This window comes from Limosilactobacillus albertensis, from assembly GCF_014145555.1.
Taxonomy (GTDB): domain Bacteria; phylum Bacillota; class Bacilli; order Lactobacillales; family Lactobacillaceae; genus Limosilactobacillus; species Limosilactobacillus albertensis.
Window position 1 is genome coordinate 1 of sequence record NZ_JACIVD010000070.1, and the last position, 18,345, is coordinate 18,345.

Consider the following 18,345-nt stretch of genomic DNA (forward strand, 5'->3'; position numbering starts at 1 on the left):
TAAAAGAAAAAGACACCGACCAGCCCGTCGATGTCTTCAAAATACCCTCGAAAGGATATATAAAACATTGGAAACTAATTATAACATGAATCAACTTAGTTTGAACATACCTACTGCCTATGAACCTGAATTAAACCATCCTGCTCGTTATATTAACCAATTAGTTGAAGGCCTTGCGATCCGCAAGCCTAATATTATGGGGCGACCAAGGGAATACGATCCGAGAATGTTATTAAAATTGGTCCTTTTAGCCTACAGTTACGGTATTATTTCCTGTCGGAAAATTGAACGCTTTGCTCGTGAAAATATTGTCGCAATGTGGTTAACTCAAGAACAGCGACCAACTTACCGTACGATTGCTCGCTTTGTGATTTCTAAGGACTTAGAAGAAATGATCCAAAGCAGTTTTAAGGAGTTTCATGACTACTTGAAAGCTCAAGGAATGATTGATGAGGCTTCATTTATTGATGGCACTAAAATTCTGGCTAACGCAAATAAGTACTCCTTTGTTTGGAAGAAGCGTACGATCAAATATAGTGAATTAAACGTTGAAAAAGCCCGTAAACTGCTTCAAGAAATCAAGCAAGCTGAAGTTAAAATCGACGTTGACGAGAATAACTTTGACGTTGATCAGCTCGATACTATTATTGCGCTTCTTGAACAACGTATCGAAGAATTGAATCAACAGGTAAGCGAAACCGCTAAGGTTTCGCCTAATCCGGCCAAACAAGAACGACGCCACGCCAAAAAATATCGCCGCGCTTTAGAACACTGTCGCCAAAAAAATTTAGAATATCGTACTCAAATGCAGATCGCTGGTTCACGGAATAGCTACTCTAAAACAGATCACGCAGCTACTTTTATGCGCGTTAAAGAAGATCCAATGCGTAATGGACAAACTAAGCCGGCATATAATCTTCAAATTATGACTAATTCGCAATTTACGCTTGGTTATGACTTAATGCAAAACCCCACTGATACGAGAACACTAATTCCATTTCTTAAGCAGCTCGCCCAGAACGAAGTTTTGGGACGAGAAATTGTAGCCGATGCTGGTTATGGGTCTGAACGTAATTATAAATATCTTGAAGATGAGTTGCCTGATTGCACCGCCCTAATTCCTTATAGCACGATGATTAAAGAGAATAGTCGCAAATGGCGCTCTGATGATCGAAAGGTTATGAATTGGGAATACCATGAAGACGATGATTACTATGTCAATCCAGCTGGAGTCCGCTTTAATTTTAAACGATACGCTTACCGAAACGATAAATATAAGTTCCATCGCGACTTTAAGGTATATCAAGCCGAAAAGTACGATGAAAATCACCAAGTTATTCCTCAGGCATTAACGCCACGTGGAAATACTAAGTATATTATGGTTAATCCACAATGGGAGTATTTTAAAGCTAAAGCACGTAAGTCGCTTTCAAAGTCCACTACGTATTCTCGTCGCAAGTACGATGTAGAAACTGTTTTTGGAAATTTGAAAGCTTATTTGGGTTTCAAGAGGTTCACGGTGCGTGGTCTCAAGAAAGCCAAAAGTCAGATTGGAATTGCCCTAATGGCACTGAATATGAAAAAGATCGCCGGGAGGCTGTCCATATTTAGTATTAATTTTAAGAAAAGGAAGAACCGCTCAGAATTTCAAATGAAATTCCGAACGGTTCTCTTAATTTAAAGGACTTATGTCACAGCCCCTTTTTAGTAAAATTGCTATATTGCAGGACTTTTACTAAAATGTTACAAGAGTTATTAAATAATCTTAAATTATGGTAAATATTTCTAAGCTTCACAAACACTGTAGTAATGTAGTATTATACAAAAGTATGTAAAAGTTATGATATGGAGAGAACAATGAAAAATTTTGACTATCTAGTAGTAGGTGCTGGCCTGTTTGGTGCTACGTTTGCCTATGAAGCTGCTAAACGAGGTAAGCGCGTTAAGGTAATTGAAAAGCGCGATCACATCGCTGGTAATATCTATACAAAGGAAGTAGACGGGATTCAAGTCCACCAATATGGTGCCCACATTTTCCATACTTCTAATAAGGAAGTTTGGGAATATGTTAACCAATTTGCGGAATTTAACCGCTACACGAACAGTCCTGTAGCTAACTACAAGGGGCATATGTATAACCTGCCATTTAATATGAATACATTCAGTGAAATGTGGGGAGTCCGTACGCCGGAAGAAGCAATGGCTAAGATTAATGAGCAACGACAAGAAATGGCTGGTAAGGAACCAAAGAACTTAGAAGAGCAAGCTATTTCTCTTATTGGCCGCGACATCTATGAAAAGTTAATTAAAGGCTATACTGAAAAGCAATGGGGACAAAAGGCAACTGAATTACCGACCTTTATTATTCGGCGTCTCCCAGTACGTTTGGTATATGATAATAACTACTTTAATGACACTTACCAAGGGATTCCGATTGGCGGTTACACCCAGATCGTTGAGAAGATGCTTGATAGCGACTTAATTGATGTTGAGACTGGTGTTGACTTCTTTGATCAAAAGGCTAAGTACCTTGAGGATTACCCGAAGATTGTCTTTACTGGGATGATTGACCAGTTCTTTGATTATCAATTAGGTGAACTTCAATATCGGAGTTTACGGTTTGAAACAGAAGAAAAGAATGTCGGTAACTATCAAGGTAACGCGGTAATTAACTATACCGATGCTGAAACACCATACACGCGGATTATTGAACATAAACACTTTGAATTTGGCAAGGGTGATAAGGATAAAACGATCATCACTCGTGAATACCCTGCTGACTGGCACCGTGGTGATGAACCATACTATCCGATTAATAATCAACGGAATAACGACCTTTACAAGCAATATACCAAGTTAGCTGGCGAAAAGGCTAATAATGTTATTTTTGGTGGTCGTTTAGGACAATATCGTTATTACAACATGGATCAAGTATTACATGCAGCTTTAACAGCTGTTAATAAGGAGTTTGATTAGTAGCCATGAAGGTTATTAAAAATTATTTGTATAATGTGGTCTATCAGATTTTACTTCTGTTAGTACCCTTAATTACAGTTCCATATATTGCTCGTGTATTAGGACCTGAACTTGTGGGAATTAACTCTTATACAAACAGTTGGATGACCTTCTTCATGCTTGTTGGACAAATGGGAATTGCCCTTTATGGAAACAGGGAAGTGGCCTATCACCGTGATGATCCAATTGATCGGTCTAAGATCTTTTGGGGAATTGAAATGCTCCAAGGGATGACAATCTTAATTGCCCTTGGTGCCTATCTTGCTGCAGTACTACTGTTTAGTACAACTTTTAAGCACTATTTTCTACTTCAGTCATTCTGGATTATTGCAGCTGGGGTGGATGTCTCATGGTACTTTATGGGAATAGAAAATTTTCAACGAATTGTTTTCCGGAATATGGTTGTAAAGCTAGCTTCTGTAGCACTAATTTTCCTCATTGTTAAAGACCATAATGATCTTGGAAAGTATATTGCTTTACTAGGTTTATCAAATTTGGTCGGGAATTTAACTTTGTGGCCATACCTTCGTAAAGAAATTAAATGGGTGCCGATTTCAACTTGGCATCCATTTAAGCACTTTTATCCAGCCTTGTTGTTATTTATTCCAACAATTACAACACAGGTATACTTAGTTGTTAATCGACTTATGTTGGGACGAATGTCAACGCAAAATCAATTAGGTCAGTTTCAAAATACTGATCAGATAACTAAGGTTGTTTTGGCAGTTGTTACTGCTTCTGGACAAGTGATGCTCCCTCATATTGCTAATAAATTTTCTAAGGGGGACGTTAAGGGAATTCGAGAAAGCTTATATAATTCCTTTGATTTTATTACTGCATTAGCAGCACCAATGATGTTTGGCATTATGGCAATTGCTGAACCGTTTGCTCCGTGGTTTTTAGGGGCAGAATTTAATGATGCTGGGCGCTTAATGATGATTGAAGCACCAATTATTTTGTTCATTGGTTGGAGTAACGTTACTGGTACCCAGTACTTAATGCCAATTAATCGAACAAGAGAGTATACTATTTCTGTGACAATTGGAGCTGTTGTCAATATTCTTGCTAATTTCCTACTGATTGCAAAGTGGGGTGCTAGTGGTGCAGCATTAGCAACTGATATTTCAGAATTTGCAGTTACTGCAGTGCAACTGGTGTATATTCGAACTACAATTCGTCGCCGTCGATTATTTGCTAGCACGTGGAAGTATTTGTTGAGTGGATTGATTATGTTTATAATTGTGTATCGGTTAAGCAATGTTATTCAAATGACGATTGCAAACTTGATTCTTGAAGTATCATTAGGAGCAGTCGTATATATATTTGCATTGTTTTTATTCCGTGCTCCAGTCATTGAGCAAGCACAAGAGCTTATTAATTCACGTAAAGCTAAAAGAAAGTGATTATTATATGAACCAAGATAAAATTGCTATACTAATGTCGACTTATAATGGTGAGCAATATTTAACTGAACAAATTAAGTCGATTCAAAATCAAAGTAATCATGATTGGCATTTATATATTCGTGATGATGGATCTAGTGATAAAACGGCTTCGATTATTGAAAGTTTTGCTGAAAATGATCAACGAATAACTTTTATTAATAAGGATAATATTAGTAATGTTGGAGTTATAGAGTCTTTTATAAGATTACTTGAATATACTAATGCTGATTTTTACATGTTTTCTGATCAGGATGACATCTGGAAAGAGGATAAGGTCCAACGAGCATTAGACTTAGTAAAACAAGAAAATTATCAGCAACTTCCAATTTGTTTACATACAGAATTACAAATAGTAAATGATAGTTTACAGCCGATGGAATTGATGAAGCGTGGTCGTGTTTGGAGTGATTTTCAGCACTTCCTTTTTGGCAATTGTGTTACTGGCTGTACAGTAATGATCAATCAAAAACTAAAAGATAAACTACGACTAAACATGCTGGATACGAATAAGATTGCGATGCATGATTGGTGGTTTGCAGAGGTAGCTTCAGCTTTTGGGAAAGTCATTTATGATTCGGTACCGTCTATTCTATATCGACAACATGTAGATAATGTTGTCGGTGGAAGTGATAGTCAAGCGCCTAAGCAACTAGTTAATCGTTTTTTCAATCTTTCAGGTGAACTTGATGGATTCCTATTAATGACCAAAATGGCAACAGAATTTCAACGTCTTTATGGCAATGAGCTGAATGGAAAAGATGCTGAGTATTTAACCGCATATTCTACGTTAGCTAGTCAAAGTAGTTTTACTAATAATTTAAAATTGGCTATAAAACTACCACCAATTCGTTCTCATCTACGAGGAAGACTGTTATTGGATTATTTAATGATTAGTCATCCTGATAAATTTCTCTCCAATTAAAACTATAAAATAGGTGAACAATATGGCGACAAATAAGCCTTTAATTACAATTATTATTCCAATTTATAATGTTGAAAAATATCTTTCTAAATGTTTAGATTCGGTTATTAATCAGGATTACCACAATCTTGAAGTACTGTTAGTTGATGACGGCTCAACTGATTCATCAGGAAAGATTGCTGATGAATATGGTGCAAAAGATAAACGTATCAAGGTTATTCATAAAGAAAATGGTGGCCTTTCGGATGCTCGTAATTACGGGCTGAAGTTAATGACTGGTGATTATGTTACATTCATTGATTCGGATGATTATGTTACGTCAGATTATGTTTCATTTATGTATAACCTGCTTAAAGAAACAGATTTTACTGCACCATTAGCTATTTGCTCAATAATTAATGTATATAGTGGGTCTGGGCGAAAAAAGGATGATGGTAATCAAACTAAGGCAGTATTAACTGGTAAAACATGTATTGAAATGATGTGCTACCATGATTTAGTTGATACTTGTGCTTACGCAAAATTAGGCAGAAAAGAATTATATACAGATGATTTCTTTCCGAAGGATAAATTATTTGAAGATATTGGTTCAACTTACAAGCTTTTTTTGCAATGTGATAAAGTTGCTTGTGGTTTTAGCGGAAAATACTATTATGTTATTCGTCCTAATTCAATTGTGCGATCAAATTTTAGTCCTAAAAAATTAGAGTTATTGGAAATGACAGATAAAATGGCAAAGGATGTTACTGCAAAGTATCCTGATCTACAATCTGCTGTTTCACGACGGCAGGTTTATGCTCGTTTTAGCACTTTAAATCAAACCCTTCATAGTAAGGATGTAAAAGAAGTACAGAAACAATTAGTTAAATATATTAAACTAAACAAAAAAGCAATACTAAATAAAAAAGCACCTAGACGAGATAAGATTGCTTATTACCTGCTGTGCTTAGGACTTCCACTATATCGATACGCATGGTCACAGTATGAGCAACGCAAAGGAGATAATTGATGAAGACCTCAGTGGTAATGTCAACCTATAACGGCGAAAAATATATAACTGAACAATTGGACTCTCTACATACTCAATCACAGTTAGCGGATGAGGTAATTATTGCTGATGATTGTTCCACAGATCATACAGTAGAGATAGTAAGACGGTATATTAACCAAAATAACTTAAACAATTGGCAAGTTATAGTTAATCAGCATAATAAGGGCTGGCGACGAAACTTTATGGAAGCAATGTGGAGTGCTTCTGGAGATTTAGTTTTTCCATGTGATCAAGATGATATTTGGCGTAATGATAAGATCAAAATAATGACCCAGTTGATGGATAAAAATCCTCAAATAAAACTATTAACTTCTAATTACTGCGAATTTTTTGAAGATGGCAAAGAAAGAATCGATCCGTGGAAAAATAATAAAGAACTAAAACAAGTTCCATTAAAGGATAATTATTTATTAGTAAATTCACCGGGATGCACGTATTGTGTTCGCAAAGAATTGTTGGTGCTTAGTAAAAATTATTGGCAGCCTGATTACCCTCATGATGCTCTCTTATGGCGAATGGGGTTGATGAGTAATGGTGTATATACTTTTACTGATGATTTAATCAAATGGCGTAATCATAAAAAGAGTGCGTTTGCTAAGGAAAGCAAAAAATTAAAGTCAGTTTCTGCGAAGAAAAGTTGGATTAAAATTTCAGCTGATTTTAATAACAAAACGATGCGTGAGTTTATAAAGAAGGACGTTAATAGTAACACGACCCATCAAGATAGTGTTCTTGATAAAAATAGCGAGTGGCTAGCAAAAAGAAAGCAATTTTATGATACTAGTAACCCAATTAAAGGTATACAGTTACTAAAATATATCAAATGTTATCCGCGGCTTCGCCAATATTTAGGCGATTGGTACCTAATATATCTAAAAAAGTAAGGGAATGTAGAAAATGACTATAAAAAGGTTACAATCTGTGACTATTTCAGGAAAGAATATATATTACTTTGCTTTTCTGTATTACTATGTCCTTTCATTTTTGCGTTTTACGACATTTACGCCAATAATTTCTATAAACTTACTTAGCCGATTATCATATATTGCAATTGTTTTATTATTATTGAAGATATATGTTTTTGATAATTTAAATTGGAAAAATATATTATTATATTCTGCAATAATTCTGCTGGCATTTATTAGCTGGCGAAATTCTCAAGCTGTAGATATTTTAGTATATGTATTATTTATTTTAGGCGCTAAGGGAATAGATTTTCGTTTAATTATTAACTACTTTTTTAAACTAGGGCTTATCATGCTAATATTAACAATGATTTATTCTCAAGTAGGAATTATAAAAGATTCAATATATGTACGTGAGCATTTTTTGCGTCATTCAATGGGAATAAATTATCCAACTGATTTTGCGTCACACATTTCTTCATTAATTTTTGCATATTATTATTTATACTTTAAAAAGATAACTTGGCGTTCTTATATTGGAGTAGTAATTATAAGCATTGTAATGTATCTATTAACTCAAGCGCGACTTGATGTTATTGTTAGTTTATTGACTATTCCAGTAATGATGATTGCAAGGGAAGCTAATAAGGGAAATAGTTTAAATAAGAAAATTGCATCATTCTATTGGATTGTTGCGCCGATTATGTCATATATTACGGTAATTGCGGCAATATTATTTGTGCCAAGTAATCGTTTATTTCAAGTTGTTAATAGTATTGTTTCTAAACGATTAGAGTTATCACATCTGGCCTTTGAAAAATATGGTATATCATTTTTTGGCAAGCATATTATTGAGCACGGTTTCGGTGGTAACCAAGGTTTTAAACAATTCTATCAAAGTGGGATGAGTGGCGGATATTTTTACATTGATTCTTCGTTTATTAGGTTGGCAATAATATATGGACTGATAATGTTCCTATTTGTTATTATTATTATGACTTTGATTGGCATGAGATCAACTGATACAAGGGGATACTGTTTAGCAGCAATAATGTTATTATTAACAGTTAGCTGTATTATAGAGCAGCATATTTTGGATATATCGTATAATCCATTTCTAATAGCATTACTAGCAGGTAATGCATACTATTCTAATTCGGAGGGCTAGTTTTGAAAGAATATAGATTAAAAGATTTAAGTTCCAGTTTTTGGAAAGGTTTAGCTATAACGATTATTTTAGCTATTATTGGAGGAGTATGTATGGGCTTACTAGCAAAACATAAGCAAAATACAACTTATACTGCTGAAAGATCGGTAGTTATTTCCCATAAGATTAGTGAAAATGAACTGAATCAAGGAAATAACCAACAGCCAATAGTTATAGCTGATTTAAATATGATGGATACTTATAGTGATGTAGTTCAAGATAAACAAGTTGCCATTGCGTCTAGAAAGTATCTATCAAAAAAATTAAAACATCAATATTCTGCAGAGACTATTAAAGATGATGTTAATGCAATTACTCATCCTCAGTCATTAGTAATGAAAATAAAAGTGAGAACAGATAGTGCTAGTGATTCTGTTGCACTTGTTAATGCAGTAGCTAAAGGCTTTCAGGAAGAGTTACCTAAAATACAACCTGGTGCAGGACAAGTCCATATTTTATCTAAGGCTACTACTGGAGATATAGAAACAAATACTACTCCAAATAAGAAAAAATATATTGTTGTTGGAATAGCATTAGGGGCTTTAGTAGGAATTGTTATTTCTTTTGTTGCCGTAACATGGAAAAAGTATCTTAAATAAGAGGGGATTAATTAGTATCCCTCTTTTTTTTCAAATTTTAGTAATTATTTGAGAGGATTAAAATGACGTTCTACGTAATAACACATAAACATTTTGAATATAAAAACTTACCGATTGGTTATGTTCCATTATTAGTTGGTGCAAATAAGAATAAAAATCCAGATAATTTTATTACTGATAATGTTGGAGATAACATTTCTGATAAGAATTTCAGTTTTTGTGAATTAACAGGATTATATTGGATGTGGAAAAATGCAAAGGATGAAACTATTGGATTGGCCCATTATCGCCGTTATTTTTCTAAATATACAACTTCCAAGAATTTATATCTAACTACTTTAATGAAGGGACATGCTAATCCGGTGTCGGTTGAAAGACTAGATAAGTTGCTTAGTAATAATGTAGACTGGATTGTTGCAACTCCTCAAGTAGGAGGAGAGGGGAGTTTATGGCAGCAATTTAATCATTTCCATCATATTAAGGATTTAGAGATAACGCGGAGTACGATAGAAAAGTTATTTCCAAATTATATTGCTTCTTTTGATAAGATTATGAAACATAATAGCCAAGCCTCATTTTATAATATGTTTTATACACGAAAAGAAGAAATGGATAAGTATTGTGAATGGCTCTTTAAGATATTATTCATGGTAGAAAAACAAGTTGATATTTCTTCTTATGATCAATACCAACAAAGATTATTTGGCTTTTTGGGGGAACGTTTACTTAATGTTTGGTTAGAACATCGTCAACCAAAAATGAAAAAGCTTGTTGAGTATAATTCTGATTCGATGACACGAATTGATGCTGCAAGATTATTGAAACATAGCATATAAAGGAAGTGTATTATTAGTAATGGGTTTTAAATTTGAATATTCATTAATAACAATATCTAACCATGAGAATATATATCAAGAATTTAAGCAGGGACTAGAAAAGCAAAAAGATGTTGATTATGAACTAATAAAGATAAACAATGATCATCAGCAATATTCCTCGGCACGTGCTGCTTATAATGAAGCAGCGACTAAAGCAAGTGGGAAATACCTAGTTTTTCTTCATCCGGATATTAGATTTCTTGATGAATATGCATTACGTGATACATTAAACGCTATTAAAGCAATCCCTAGTTTTGGAGTAGCAGGAATTGCAGGTAGCCCATGGAAATTATATAAAAATAAAAGCTTTATTGTTACAACAATTGTACAAGGACAAGATAAAGAATCTATTGGAACGAGCATAGATAAAACTACTGAAGTTCAAACTGTTGATGAGAGCTTTTTTGTTATAAAAAAGAGTTATTGGCAACAACAACCGTTTACTAATTTAGCAGGTTGGCATTTTTATGCTGTAGAACAGTGCCTCCAAGCAATTATAAATGGCAAGAAGAACTATGTTGTACCGTCAAGAATTTGGCATAAATCTACAGGTGGGTCTGAAGACAAAAATTATGTCAGAATTGGAAAAAAAATAGTTAAAGAATACGGCAGCTATTTTCCATATATAAATACAACTGTAACAAAATGGGATACTAAAGGAATTAAGAAATATACAACACCTTGGTATCGATATGCAAAACGACAAGTTCATAGGTATCTAGATGAGCATAAATAAGCTATTGATTAAGGAAAAAAGACTTATGGTAAGTAAAAATTATCTTAAATATAGGACACTATTTTTTATAATGGTATCTGCTTTAATGTTTCTCTTTTTTTATAAAGTACCACTTATTGGTGATGATGTTTATAACCTTCAACATCGAGAAATGTTTAATACGGTTCAGAAAAGTTTTAATTATGTAGTAAGCCAATATGGTAATTGGTCTTCTCGAACAATTATTAACTTTTTTATGTATCTTTTTTCAACTCATAATATAATATATTTTTCATTCGTTACTGCTCTGCTATTTTATGTCTTATTAGAAAGCATGTCTAAAATTTTTAATAGTGAGAATAGCATATATGTAGATATTTGTTTATGCTTATTAGTACTGCTTACTCCATTTCCATATTTTAGTACAGCAGGGTGGATTGCTACTACAACAACTTACTTGTGGCCAATAATAGTTGCAATTTATGCAGTTACTCCTTTGTTAGTAGACCAGCAGATGAAATGGTATCAATATATATTAACGAGTTTAGCAGTTATATATGCCACTAATAATGAGCAAATTATGATTGTTTTGCTTATTGTTTATATTGCTAATATTACGATATGGACGTTAAAGCATAATGTTAACTTTAATTATAAGTATAATTGCTTGCAATTAGTATTTATATTACTTAACTTTGTATATTTTATTTTATGTCCTGGGAATAGAGTGCGGAGCCAATTAGAAACTGCAAAATGGTTCCCAGAATTTTCTAAACTAAATATGATTAATAAGTTAGATATTGGCTTTATGACAACGGGAGAACATGTTCTATTTAGTAATTCATTATTAGTAATGTTGTTAACTTTATTGATATTCTGGGCACATATTTTAATTTCAAAAAAACATATACTGATATCTGGAGCTAATTTAATTCTTTTATTTGTTGCTAACATTTTGTTTGATGTATTTATTTTAACAGGACATTTTCGTAGTTTATTTAACTTTCCTAAATTAGGATTACTTAATCAAATCACTATCACTTCAATAGTGCAGTTTCTAGTATATTGTTGTTATATTATCTTGCTTGCCCTTACATATTATTATGGACAAAATAGTTATTCATATATTGAAATGATAAGTTTATTAGGGGGAGCGCTTTTAGCGAGAATAGCACTTGGATTTTCTCCTACAAGTTATGTCTCTGCAACAAGAACTTTTGCAGTGTTAGGTTTTACATTTTTGATAATGTGCATTCCCTTAGTAAAAAATATATTAAGTAAGAATAAAAAAGTATTAATTGTATTATCAGTATTTGCAATTATCAATATGTCAATTTTTATTTTGCAGATTAAGGGTATAGAATTAAATAGATTTTTGCCATTGTGGACAAATATTTGGTGATAAAGAGGAGTATTATGAAAAATAAAAGGTTAAAGAATATTGTAGCCACTATTACATTAGTTATTTTTACAATATTAATGATTATGCCCTTTTTGTGGGTAGGTCAAATAGGGGTTCATTCAGACTGGAGTTTTCACGCATCAAGAGTTCAACAAATTTATTTAAATTTACAAAAAGGACAATGGTTTACCTATATTGCTACTGATACTTTTAGCAAAGTTGGGAATGCTAATTTTTTGTTTTATCCAAGTATTTTTTTATATCCATGGGCGCTCTTAAAATTTGTTTTTGCTCCTGTTACAGCATATTTGGTATATGTGTGGCTTTTATTCTTAGCCACAGGGTTAATTGCTTTTTATTGCATGAAATCTTTTACCAATGGGAATATTCGACAATCTATCTTTTTTGCAATTATTTACTTAATAGCTCCGTACCATCTTTATCTTACTTTAAGTAATTATGTATTAGGCGAAGCACAAGCATATACATTTATTCCATTAATATTACTTGGAATGTGGAATATATTATATCGAAATAAATGGATAATGTTAGCTGTTGGAATGTCATTGATGGCCTATAGTCATTATGTCAGCGTTTTTATCTCAGTTGAGGTTTGTTTCATTATGCTAATTTGCTATTTTATCCAAAATCAAAAAGTAGAATGGCATAAAATTATTAACTTAATAAAGGCAATGGTGCTTTTTGTTTTACTTTCGGCATGGCAATTTATTCCATTGTTTACAGATTATTTACACGGCGATTTAATGAGACCAGCTTCTGGATTTATGTTGATGCAGTCAGCAGGCGATTTCATTGTATCGGCTATTTCAAATGATGCACTTAATCGTGGAGGAATCGGTCTAGTACTTCTAATAGCTTTAATATTTGGCTGGATGTTTATAGAGAAAAATTCGAGGTACACTTGGGTTTATATTATTGGTGTAATTATTACGTTAATGATCACAACTGCCTTTCCCTGGCAATACTTTGCTAATACTCCATTATCCATTATTCAATTTCCATATCGCTATACCAGCTATGCAATTGTTTTTTTATCAATCATATTGTCAAAGGCACTTTTAAATCTAAACTATTCTACTATTAGCACCAATATAGTTACTAGTGTTATTTTATTAGCTTTTATTTTGTTATATGCAGGTAGTATTTATTCGGATATTGCAAGAAATAAAAATACTGATAATAATGTGGCAATATTAGCAAGTAGTCGTCAAGGTAAATATAAAACCCTTAGAGATTCGTCAGATACACCAATTATCCTTACAAACACTTCTTATAATAAGCAGTTTTCATATGGCGCATTATACGGTGAAACAGATTATATGCCAATAGCTGCATTTAAAAATTGGAAGTCAATATTTAATAGAGCTACATTTATTAATAATAAAGAGACTAAAGTACTCCAAAGAAGCGGTGCTAATAAACTTATATACAATATAAACTTGAAAGAAAGTAGTAAGGTTGATTTACCTGCTTTAGCTTATAGACATACAAGTGTAAGCATTAATAATAAAGTCAGTAATTATAAAGTGTCAGATCGAGGCACTGTTTTACTAAAGCTTAATAGGGGAAAATATAAGATTATAGTTTCATATAAACCAATTAATTTGCTATTGATTTTTAGATTAATAGCATTTATCGGATGGAGTGGGACTATATTGATGTGTTTATTTCGTTATGTAAATAAAAGAAATTAGGCATGGATTGCTTTTTGCATAGTAAAGATAAAGTAATATGAATAATATTTTTTAGAGTTTAATAAATATAAGGCCTTAAAAGGAGGAGATACTGTTCACTTAATAGAATACAGTGACATGGACGGCGTGATGAAAATAAACAAAAGGATTCAGTGGGTTGACATAGTTAAAGGTATCGCAATTTTAGCTATGATTACAGGACATAGCTTAACAGGAGTACCTGGTGAGAATTTACTAACATTATTGATATATTCATTTCATATGCCTATATTTTTTATTATGTCTGGATTTACAACGAAGATATAAAAAGACAAAAAATTATAGGAGAGAAACATTACCGTTACTATATACAAATGCTATAGATTTCTTTTGGGTCTGGGGTACTCATATTAGTGGGTACCTTTACATTTTCAGCCGTGTACTATTAGATATTCTTATTTTATTTATTTGGATTGAAATTAGATTATTAATTTTGAAAATTAATAATAAAAACAAGTTAGAGCGTAGCTAGGAGGGGTATAGTGAAAAACAATATAATCGTTAAAAGGTTCATATTATTAGTATTATTTTGTGTTTTTTCAGTGCTATTTATCTTACCGTTGGTAAAAACAAATATAATATTTTATGGTGATGATTTAATATTTCAACTTCATAGAATTTTAGAGATGACAACTAACTTTAGAAATGGGAATCTCTTTATTGGCATATACACTTATACTTTTCATAGTATTGGTTATCCCTTAAATTTATTCTATCCTTGGGTAACGTTATTACCATTTGTCTTTTTTGGCTTACTTGTAAAAAATAGTGTTATTGCAATATATATTGGAATAGCATTTTATACGTTGTTAACGTTGACATTCACCTACTGGACAACAAAAAAGTTTTCAAATAATAATCTACAGTCCTTTATGACAGCAGTGATCTATACGTTTTGTTCTTATAGAACAATAGATATTTATGCAAGATTTGCATTAGGGGAATTTATAGCATTAACATTTTTGCCATTATGTGTATATGGGGTGTATGCAATTGTATTAGGAAATAATAAAGACTGGCCATTCCTTGGGTTCGGTATGTCATTTGTCCTTTTATCACATTTACTTAGTGTAGTGCTTTATATTATTTTTTTATTTATTCTTTTTATTCTTTTCATAACTTATAAAAAGAATAAAAAAATTAAACGGATTATAGCTCTTGGAAAGGCTGTAATAATCTCTATTTTAAGTTCAGCGATTTTTTTAATTCCTTTCTTAGAGCAAGAAACATATCAAAAAATATCGCAACCCGATAAAATGGATATGGTTGCACAAGCTCTTTTACCAAGTAAAGTTATTATTGAATCGCTGAATAACAATTTGACTCGTGGTGATGCGGGCAATACTTATAATATTGGTATAATCTTATTTTTGGCAATAATTTTAGGAATCGCACAGTATAAAAATTGGAATAGAAAATATAAGATAATCTATTTGTTAGGCATAATATTTTTATTTATATCGACATCGCTATTGCCTTGGAACTTAATTGAAAAAACACCATTAAGCATTATTCAATTTCCTTGGAGATTTTTAACGATATCGTCATATTTATTGAGCCTAATTGCAGGATATGAATGTAAAATTTTAATGAATAGTGTTGCTGTTTCTTATGTAAGAGCGATTGGCATATTTGTATTATCTTTAATTATCATAACGCCATGGTATACAGGTATAACCAATTTTAAAAATCCAGTAAATAATAATGAAAAATTTGCTTTGGCTACGTTTACACCAAAAGGAGTTAACTATACTGATTCTGGAAAAAAAGTAGAACCAGCCTTATACCATTTAGGGGATTATGCTCCTATGGATGGTACTAAAAAGCTTCCTGGAATAATATCGAAGAGTGCTAGTATTAATGGGAAAAAATTTACTTTGAAAAAAGTTATTGCTAATCCTAATGAAATCGAATTTAGTAATAGTAAATTCAAAAGTGCTAGAAATATAACGCTGCCAATTTTCACTTATAGGAATTTGAAAATTTATAATAATAATGACCAAGAACTATCTTATAAAGTTGATAGTTATAGGCGAATTGTTGTAAGAGAAACTAATAATAGCGATTTAATTAAGGTTAGGTATAAATTATCTAATTTAGATAGGATTTCTATATTAATTAGTATTTTGACTTGGATTGTAGGAATTGCCTTTTTTATAAAAAACATGTATTTATTAAGGATAAGGAACTGAGATTAGAAAGTAGTAGAAAAGATAGTTATGTTTTCTCGAAAAAAGGGCTTATAAAAAGTTATGCTGTAAGAGCTCTGATATTTTTGCTTTTAGGGAATAAGCTCAGAATGATAGTTGATTACCGTAATTCTGAGCCGTCAAGTTTCAGCTTAATTAGAATAATCATTTATTTAAATACGAGGAGAAAAAATGGAAATTGTAGAAAAATCGAAAACTTATCAGACTATATATCAAAAGTTAAAAACCTACATAATTGTCTTGGAATTAATGATGAATTATATTTTCGTGGACAAGATCAAAAATATCTAAAAAAGATAAGTTTAAATTCAACTCATTTAGAAATCTTAAAAGAATGTGACGAAAAAATAATAGAAAGTATAGTGCCTAGTTTGTTTCGTAAAGAAAAGTTTGTGGAGAGCGAAGATAAACTATATATAAATTTCTTAATGCAAGCTCCTGATTTATTTGCGCATTGTAATAATAATTTTGAAAGATTGGCATTAATGCAACATCATCAACTACCTACTAGATTACTTGATTTAACAACAAATCCATTAATTGCTTTGTTCTTTTCTTGTAGCAATCCTAATGAGAATGGAGTTGTTTATCCCTTTAGTAATAGATTAAATTTTGAGATATTTAAAAATAATTTAGAACTTTTAGATAAACAAAATATACTAGATGATTTTAAGGATATAGGTGAATCTAATAACATTTTTTTAACAAGAAAGGTTTCAATAAGGAAGTCAGCCTTTAGTGACGAAGTAGAGTTGGAATCGACGATTGTAAGAATGTCTCCCGATGATAAACAAGCTCTTTTAAATGAGATAAGTAGGTTTTTTGCTTTGCGTTCTGAGCATTTAAGAAACACGACTGATCGTAGAAAATGGAATGAAGTTTACTATGAAAATAAGTCTAGAAATTCGCTAAATGATATAGAATATTATAGAAGTACAATTATTGAAAATCTGTCAATGCAGCATTTATATTATATGATTACAAACGATATAGGTGTCTTTAAGAGAGAGTTAAACCCAATTGAGCTATATTTGCCTAAAATTGTAAAACCACGAGTAATTGATGAAAGAATAAGAAACCAGAAGGGATTATTTTTATTCGTCCCTTTTGTAGGAGAAGTAAATTATACAGATTACCATGGCGCAGTCTTTAATAATTATGATGCGCCGTTTGTAAAATTAAGTTAGAAAAATAAAAAAGCCATTTGTGATAGACTTTTGAATAACCACAAACAAAAGTAAAGGAACATCACAAATGACTTATAAACATCTTACCACACGTGAACTAACCCTCATAGCTAATTTTTGGCACCAAGGTACGAAGGCTTATCAAGCTGCTAAACTGCTTAAACGAAGCCAAGAAACTATTTACCGAGTCTATCGATTTCTTGATAGCGGTAAGACCATTGCACAGTATCTTAAGGCTTACCAACGGAATAAGCAGCGTTGTGGTCGTAAGCAGGCTCAGCTAGCCAAGGATGAGATCAGCTACATCAATGAGCAGGTTAAAGCGGGCTGGACACCTGATACGATCATTGGTCGAGCAGAACGGACAATTAGCTGTAGTATGCGGACACTTTATCGGATGTTTGCTCGTGGACAGTACAATTTTGCCGTCCAGCAATTACCGATGAAAGGCAAGCGACACCCCAATGGCTATGTCGAACGACGTGGTAAGGCGGGGCATCTCGGTCGGAGTATTTACCAGCGATACCATGATTTTCCTCACTACCAACACGAGTTTGGTCACTTTGAAGCTGATACTGTTCAAGGAAAAGCTCATCGTGGTGCGGTCATGACCTTGGTGGAACGTCAATCTAAGGTGATGATTGTGCTTAACGTTCATCGTAAAACTGATGAAGCAGTTAACTATCACTTGGATAAATGGCTTTCTAAAATACCTCGTCATTTCGTTAAGTCGATTACCTTTGATAATGGTAAGGAATTCGCGGGCTGGCGTGAGATTGCCAATAAACATGATCTTCATACTTATTTTGCGGAGGTTGGAGCGCCCAATCAACGCGGCCTGAATGAAAACAATAATGGTATCTTACGTCGTGACGGTCTCAGTAAACGATTAGACTTCCGTAATTTACCAGATGAACTAATCACCCAGCTGATGCACAAACGAAATACTATTCCACGGAAGTCACTTCACTACCGCACACCACTTGAAGTATTCCTAAGTCACGTCACAGATGAACAGCTTTCAACATTTTTCTAATTTAAATTGACATTTCGGG

16 protein-coding genes are annotated in these 18,345 nt (G+C 32.6%); all 16 read left to right on the forward strand.

The window, feature by feature from the left end; translation table 11 throughout:
- Nucleotides 1-85: 85 nt before the first annotated feature.
- Nucleotides 86-1,681, forward strand: a complete 1,596-nt coding sequence (locus H5S41_RS10035) for an IS1182 family transposase (protein WP_259395115.1) — start codon at nucleotides 86-88, stop codon at nucleotides 1,679-1,681.
- A gap of 176 nt (nucleotides 1,682-1,857) precedes the next feature.
- Nucleotides 1,858-2,976, forward strand: coding sequence for a UDP-galactopyranose mutase (gene glf, locus H5S41_RS10040; protein WP_182603212.1), 1,119 nt, complete (start codon nucleotides 1,858-1,860; stop codon nucleotides 2,974-2,976).
- A gap of 5 nt (nucleotides 2,977-2,981) precedes the next feature.
- The gene (locus H5S41_RS10045; RefSeq protein ID WP_182603213.1) at nucleotides 2,982-4,418 is read left to right on the forward strand and encodes a flippase; all 1,437 of its coding nucleotides are present in this window, start codon (nucleotides 2,982-2,984) and stop codon (nucleotides 4,416-4,418) included.
- 34 nt (nucleotides 4,419-4,452) lie between these two features.
- Entirely contained in the window at nucleotides 4,453-5,382 is a 930-nt protein-coding gene (locus tag H5S41_RS10050; RefSeq protein ID WP_182603214.1) for a glycosyltransferase family 2 protein, read from the forward strand.
- 22 nt (nucleotides 5,383-5,404) lie between these two features.
- Nucleotides 5,405-6,391: a glycosyltransferase family 2 protein gene (locus H5S41_RS10055; RefSeq protein ID WP_182598661.1), complete on the forward strand. Its 987-nt coding sequence runs from the start codon at nucleotides 5,405-5,407 to the stop codon at nucleotides 6,389-6,391.
- A complete protein-coding gene (locus H5S41_RS10060) occupies nucleotides 6,391-7,317 on the forward strand; it encodes a glycosyltransferase (protein ID WP_182603215.1) in 927 nt (308 codons plus the stop codon). Before H5S41_RS10055 ends, H5S41_RS10060 begins: the two co-directional genes overlap by 1 nt.
- A gap of 13 nt (nucleotides 7,318-7,330) precedes the next feature.
- Nucleotides 7,331-8,506, forward strand: coding sequence for a hypothetical protein (locus H5S41_RS10065; RefSeq protein ID WP_182603216.1), 1,176 nt, complete (start codon nucleotides 7,331-7,333; stop codon nucleotides 8,504-8,506).
- Between the two features lie 2 nt (nucleotides 8,507-8,508).
- Complete coding sequence (locus tag H5S41_RS10070) at nucleotides 8,509-9,144, forward strand: YveK family protein (RefSeq protein WP_182598658.1); 636 nt, start codon at nucleotides 8,509-8,511, stop codon at nucleotides 9,142-9,144.
- 62 nt (nucleotides 9,145-9,206) lie between these two features.
- On the forward strand, nucleotides 9,207-9,980 hold the full coding sequence (locus H5S41_RS10075; RefSeq protein ID WP_182603217.1) for a DUF4422 domain-containing protein: 774 nt from the start codon (nucleotides 9,207-9,209) through the stop codon (nucleotides 9,978-9,980).
- A 19-nt stretch (nucleotides 9,981-9,999) separates the two neighbouring features.
- The gene (locus tag H5S41_RS10080) at nucleotides 10,000-10,758 is read left to right on the forward strand and encodes a glycosyltransferase (RefSeq protein ID WP_182603218.1); all 759 of its coding nucleotides are present in this window, start codon (nucleotides 10,000-10,002) and stop codon (nucleotides 10,756-10,758) included.
- A gap of 25 nt (nucleotides 10,759-10,783) precedes the next feature.
- A complete protein-coding gene (locus tag H5S41_RS10085; RefSeq protein ID WP_182603219.1) occupies nucleotides 10,784-12,139 on the forward strand; it encodes a DUF6056 family protein in 1,356 nt (451 codons plus the stop codon).
- 14 nt (nucleotides 12,140-12,153) lie between these two features.
- Entirely contained in the window at nucleotides 12,154-13,854 is a 1,701-nt protein-coding gene (locus H5S41_RS10090; RefSeq protein WP_182603220.1) for a 6-pyruvoyl-tetrahydropterin synthase-related protein, read from the forward strand.
- A gap of 129 nt (nucleotides 13,855-13,983) precedes the next feature.
- Nucleotides 13,984-14,160: an acyltransferase family protein gene (locus H5S41_RS12170; RefSeq protein WP_182603221.1), complete on the forward strand. Its 177-nt coding sequence runs from the start codon at nucleotides 13,984-13,986 to the stop codon at nucleotides 14,158-14,160.
- Between the two features lie 215 nt (nucleotides 14,161-14,375).
- Nucleotides 14,376-16,085 carry a putative glycosyltransferase family protein gene (locus H5S41_RS10100; protein ID WP_182603222.1) on the forward strand — a complete coding sequence of 570 codons (1,710 nt, stop codon included), beginning with the start codon at nucleotides 14,376-14,378 and terminating at the stop codon, nucleotides 16,083-16,085.
- Nucleotides 16,086-16,192: 107 nt separating this feature from the next.
- Nucleotides 16,193-17,290, forward strand: a complete 1,098-nt coding sequence (locus tag H5S41_RS10105) for an FRG domain-containing protein (RefSeq protein WP_182603223.1) — start codon at nucleotides 16,193-16,195, stop codon at nucleotides 17,288-17,290.
- Nucleotides 17,291-17,357: 67 nt separating this feature from the next.
- Nucleotides 17,358-18,326 (forward strand): IS30 family transposase, encoded by a 969-nt coding sequence (locus tag H5S41_RS10110; RefSeq protein ID WP_085720378.1) that lies wholly within the window; start codon nucleotides 17,358-17,360, stop codon nucleotides 18,324-18,326.
- The last annotated feature ends 19 nt before the right edge of the window (nucleotides 18,327-18,345 follow it).

What these genes read in the sequence shown, in the direction of transcription:
- H5S41_RS10075 (WP_182603217.1), top strand. Translation starts at nt 9,207, where the DNA reads ATGACGTTCTACGTAATAACACATAAACATTTTGAATATAAAAACTTA.
- H5S41_RS10035 (WP_259395115.1), top strand. Translation starts at nt 86, where the DNA reads ATGAATCAACTTAGTTTGAACATACCTACTGCCTATGAACCTGAATTA.
- H5S41_RS10045 (WP_182603213.1), top strand. Translation starts at nt 2,982, where the DNA reads ATGAAGGTTATTAAAAATTATTTGTATAATGTGGTCTATCAGATTTTA.
- H5S41_RS10110 (WP_085720378.1), top strand. Translation starts at nt 17,358, where the DNA reads ATGACTTATAAACATCTTACCACACGTGAACTAACCCTCATAGCTAAT.
- H5S41_RS10060 (WP_182603215.1), top strand. Translation starts at nt 6,391, where the DNA reads ATGAAGACCTCAGTGGTAATGTCAACCTATAACGGCGAAAAATATATA.
- H5S41_RS10105 (WP_182603223.1), top strand. Translation starts at nt 16,193, where the DNA reads ATGATAGTTGATTACCGTAATTCTGAGCCGTCAAGTTTCAGCTTAATT.
- H5S41_RS10085 (WP_182603219.1), top strand. Translation starts at nt 10,784, where the DNA reads ATGGTAAGTAAAAATTATCTTAAATATAGGACACTATTTTTTATAATG.
- H5S41_RS10055 (WP_182598661.1), top strand. Translation starts at nt 5,405, where the DNA reads ATGGCGACAAATAAGCCTTTAATTACAATTATTATTCCAATTTATAAT.
- glf (WP_182603212.1), top strand. Translation starts at nt 1,858, where the DNA reads ATGAAAAATTTTGACTATCTAGTAGTAGGTGCTGGCCTGTTTGGTGCT.
- H5S41_RS10080 (WP_182603218.1), top strand. Translation starts at nt 10,000, where the DNA reads ATGGGTTTTAAATTTGAATATTCATTAATAACAATATCTAACCATGAG.
- H5S41_RS10065 (WP_182603216.1), top strand. Translation starts at nt 7,331, where the DNA reads ATGACTATAAAAAGGTTACAATCTGTGACTATTTCAGGAAAGAATATA.
- H5S41_RS10050 (WP_182603214.1), top strand. Translation starts at nt 4,453, where the DNA reads ATGTCGACTTATAATGGTGAGCAATATTTAACTGAACAAATTAAGTCG.
- H5S41_RS12170 (WP_182603221.1), top strand. Translation starts at nt 13,984, where the DNA reads ATGAAAATAAACAAAAGGATTCAGTGGGTTGACATAGTTAAAGGTATC.
- H5S41_RS10090 (WP_182603220.1), top strand. Translation starts at nt 12,154, where the DNA reads ATGAAAAATAAAAGGTTAAAGAATATTGTAGCCACTATTACATTAGTT.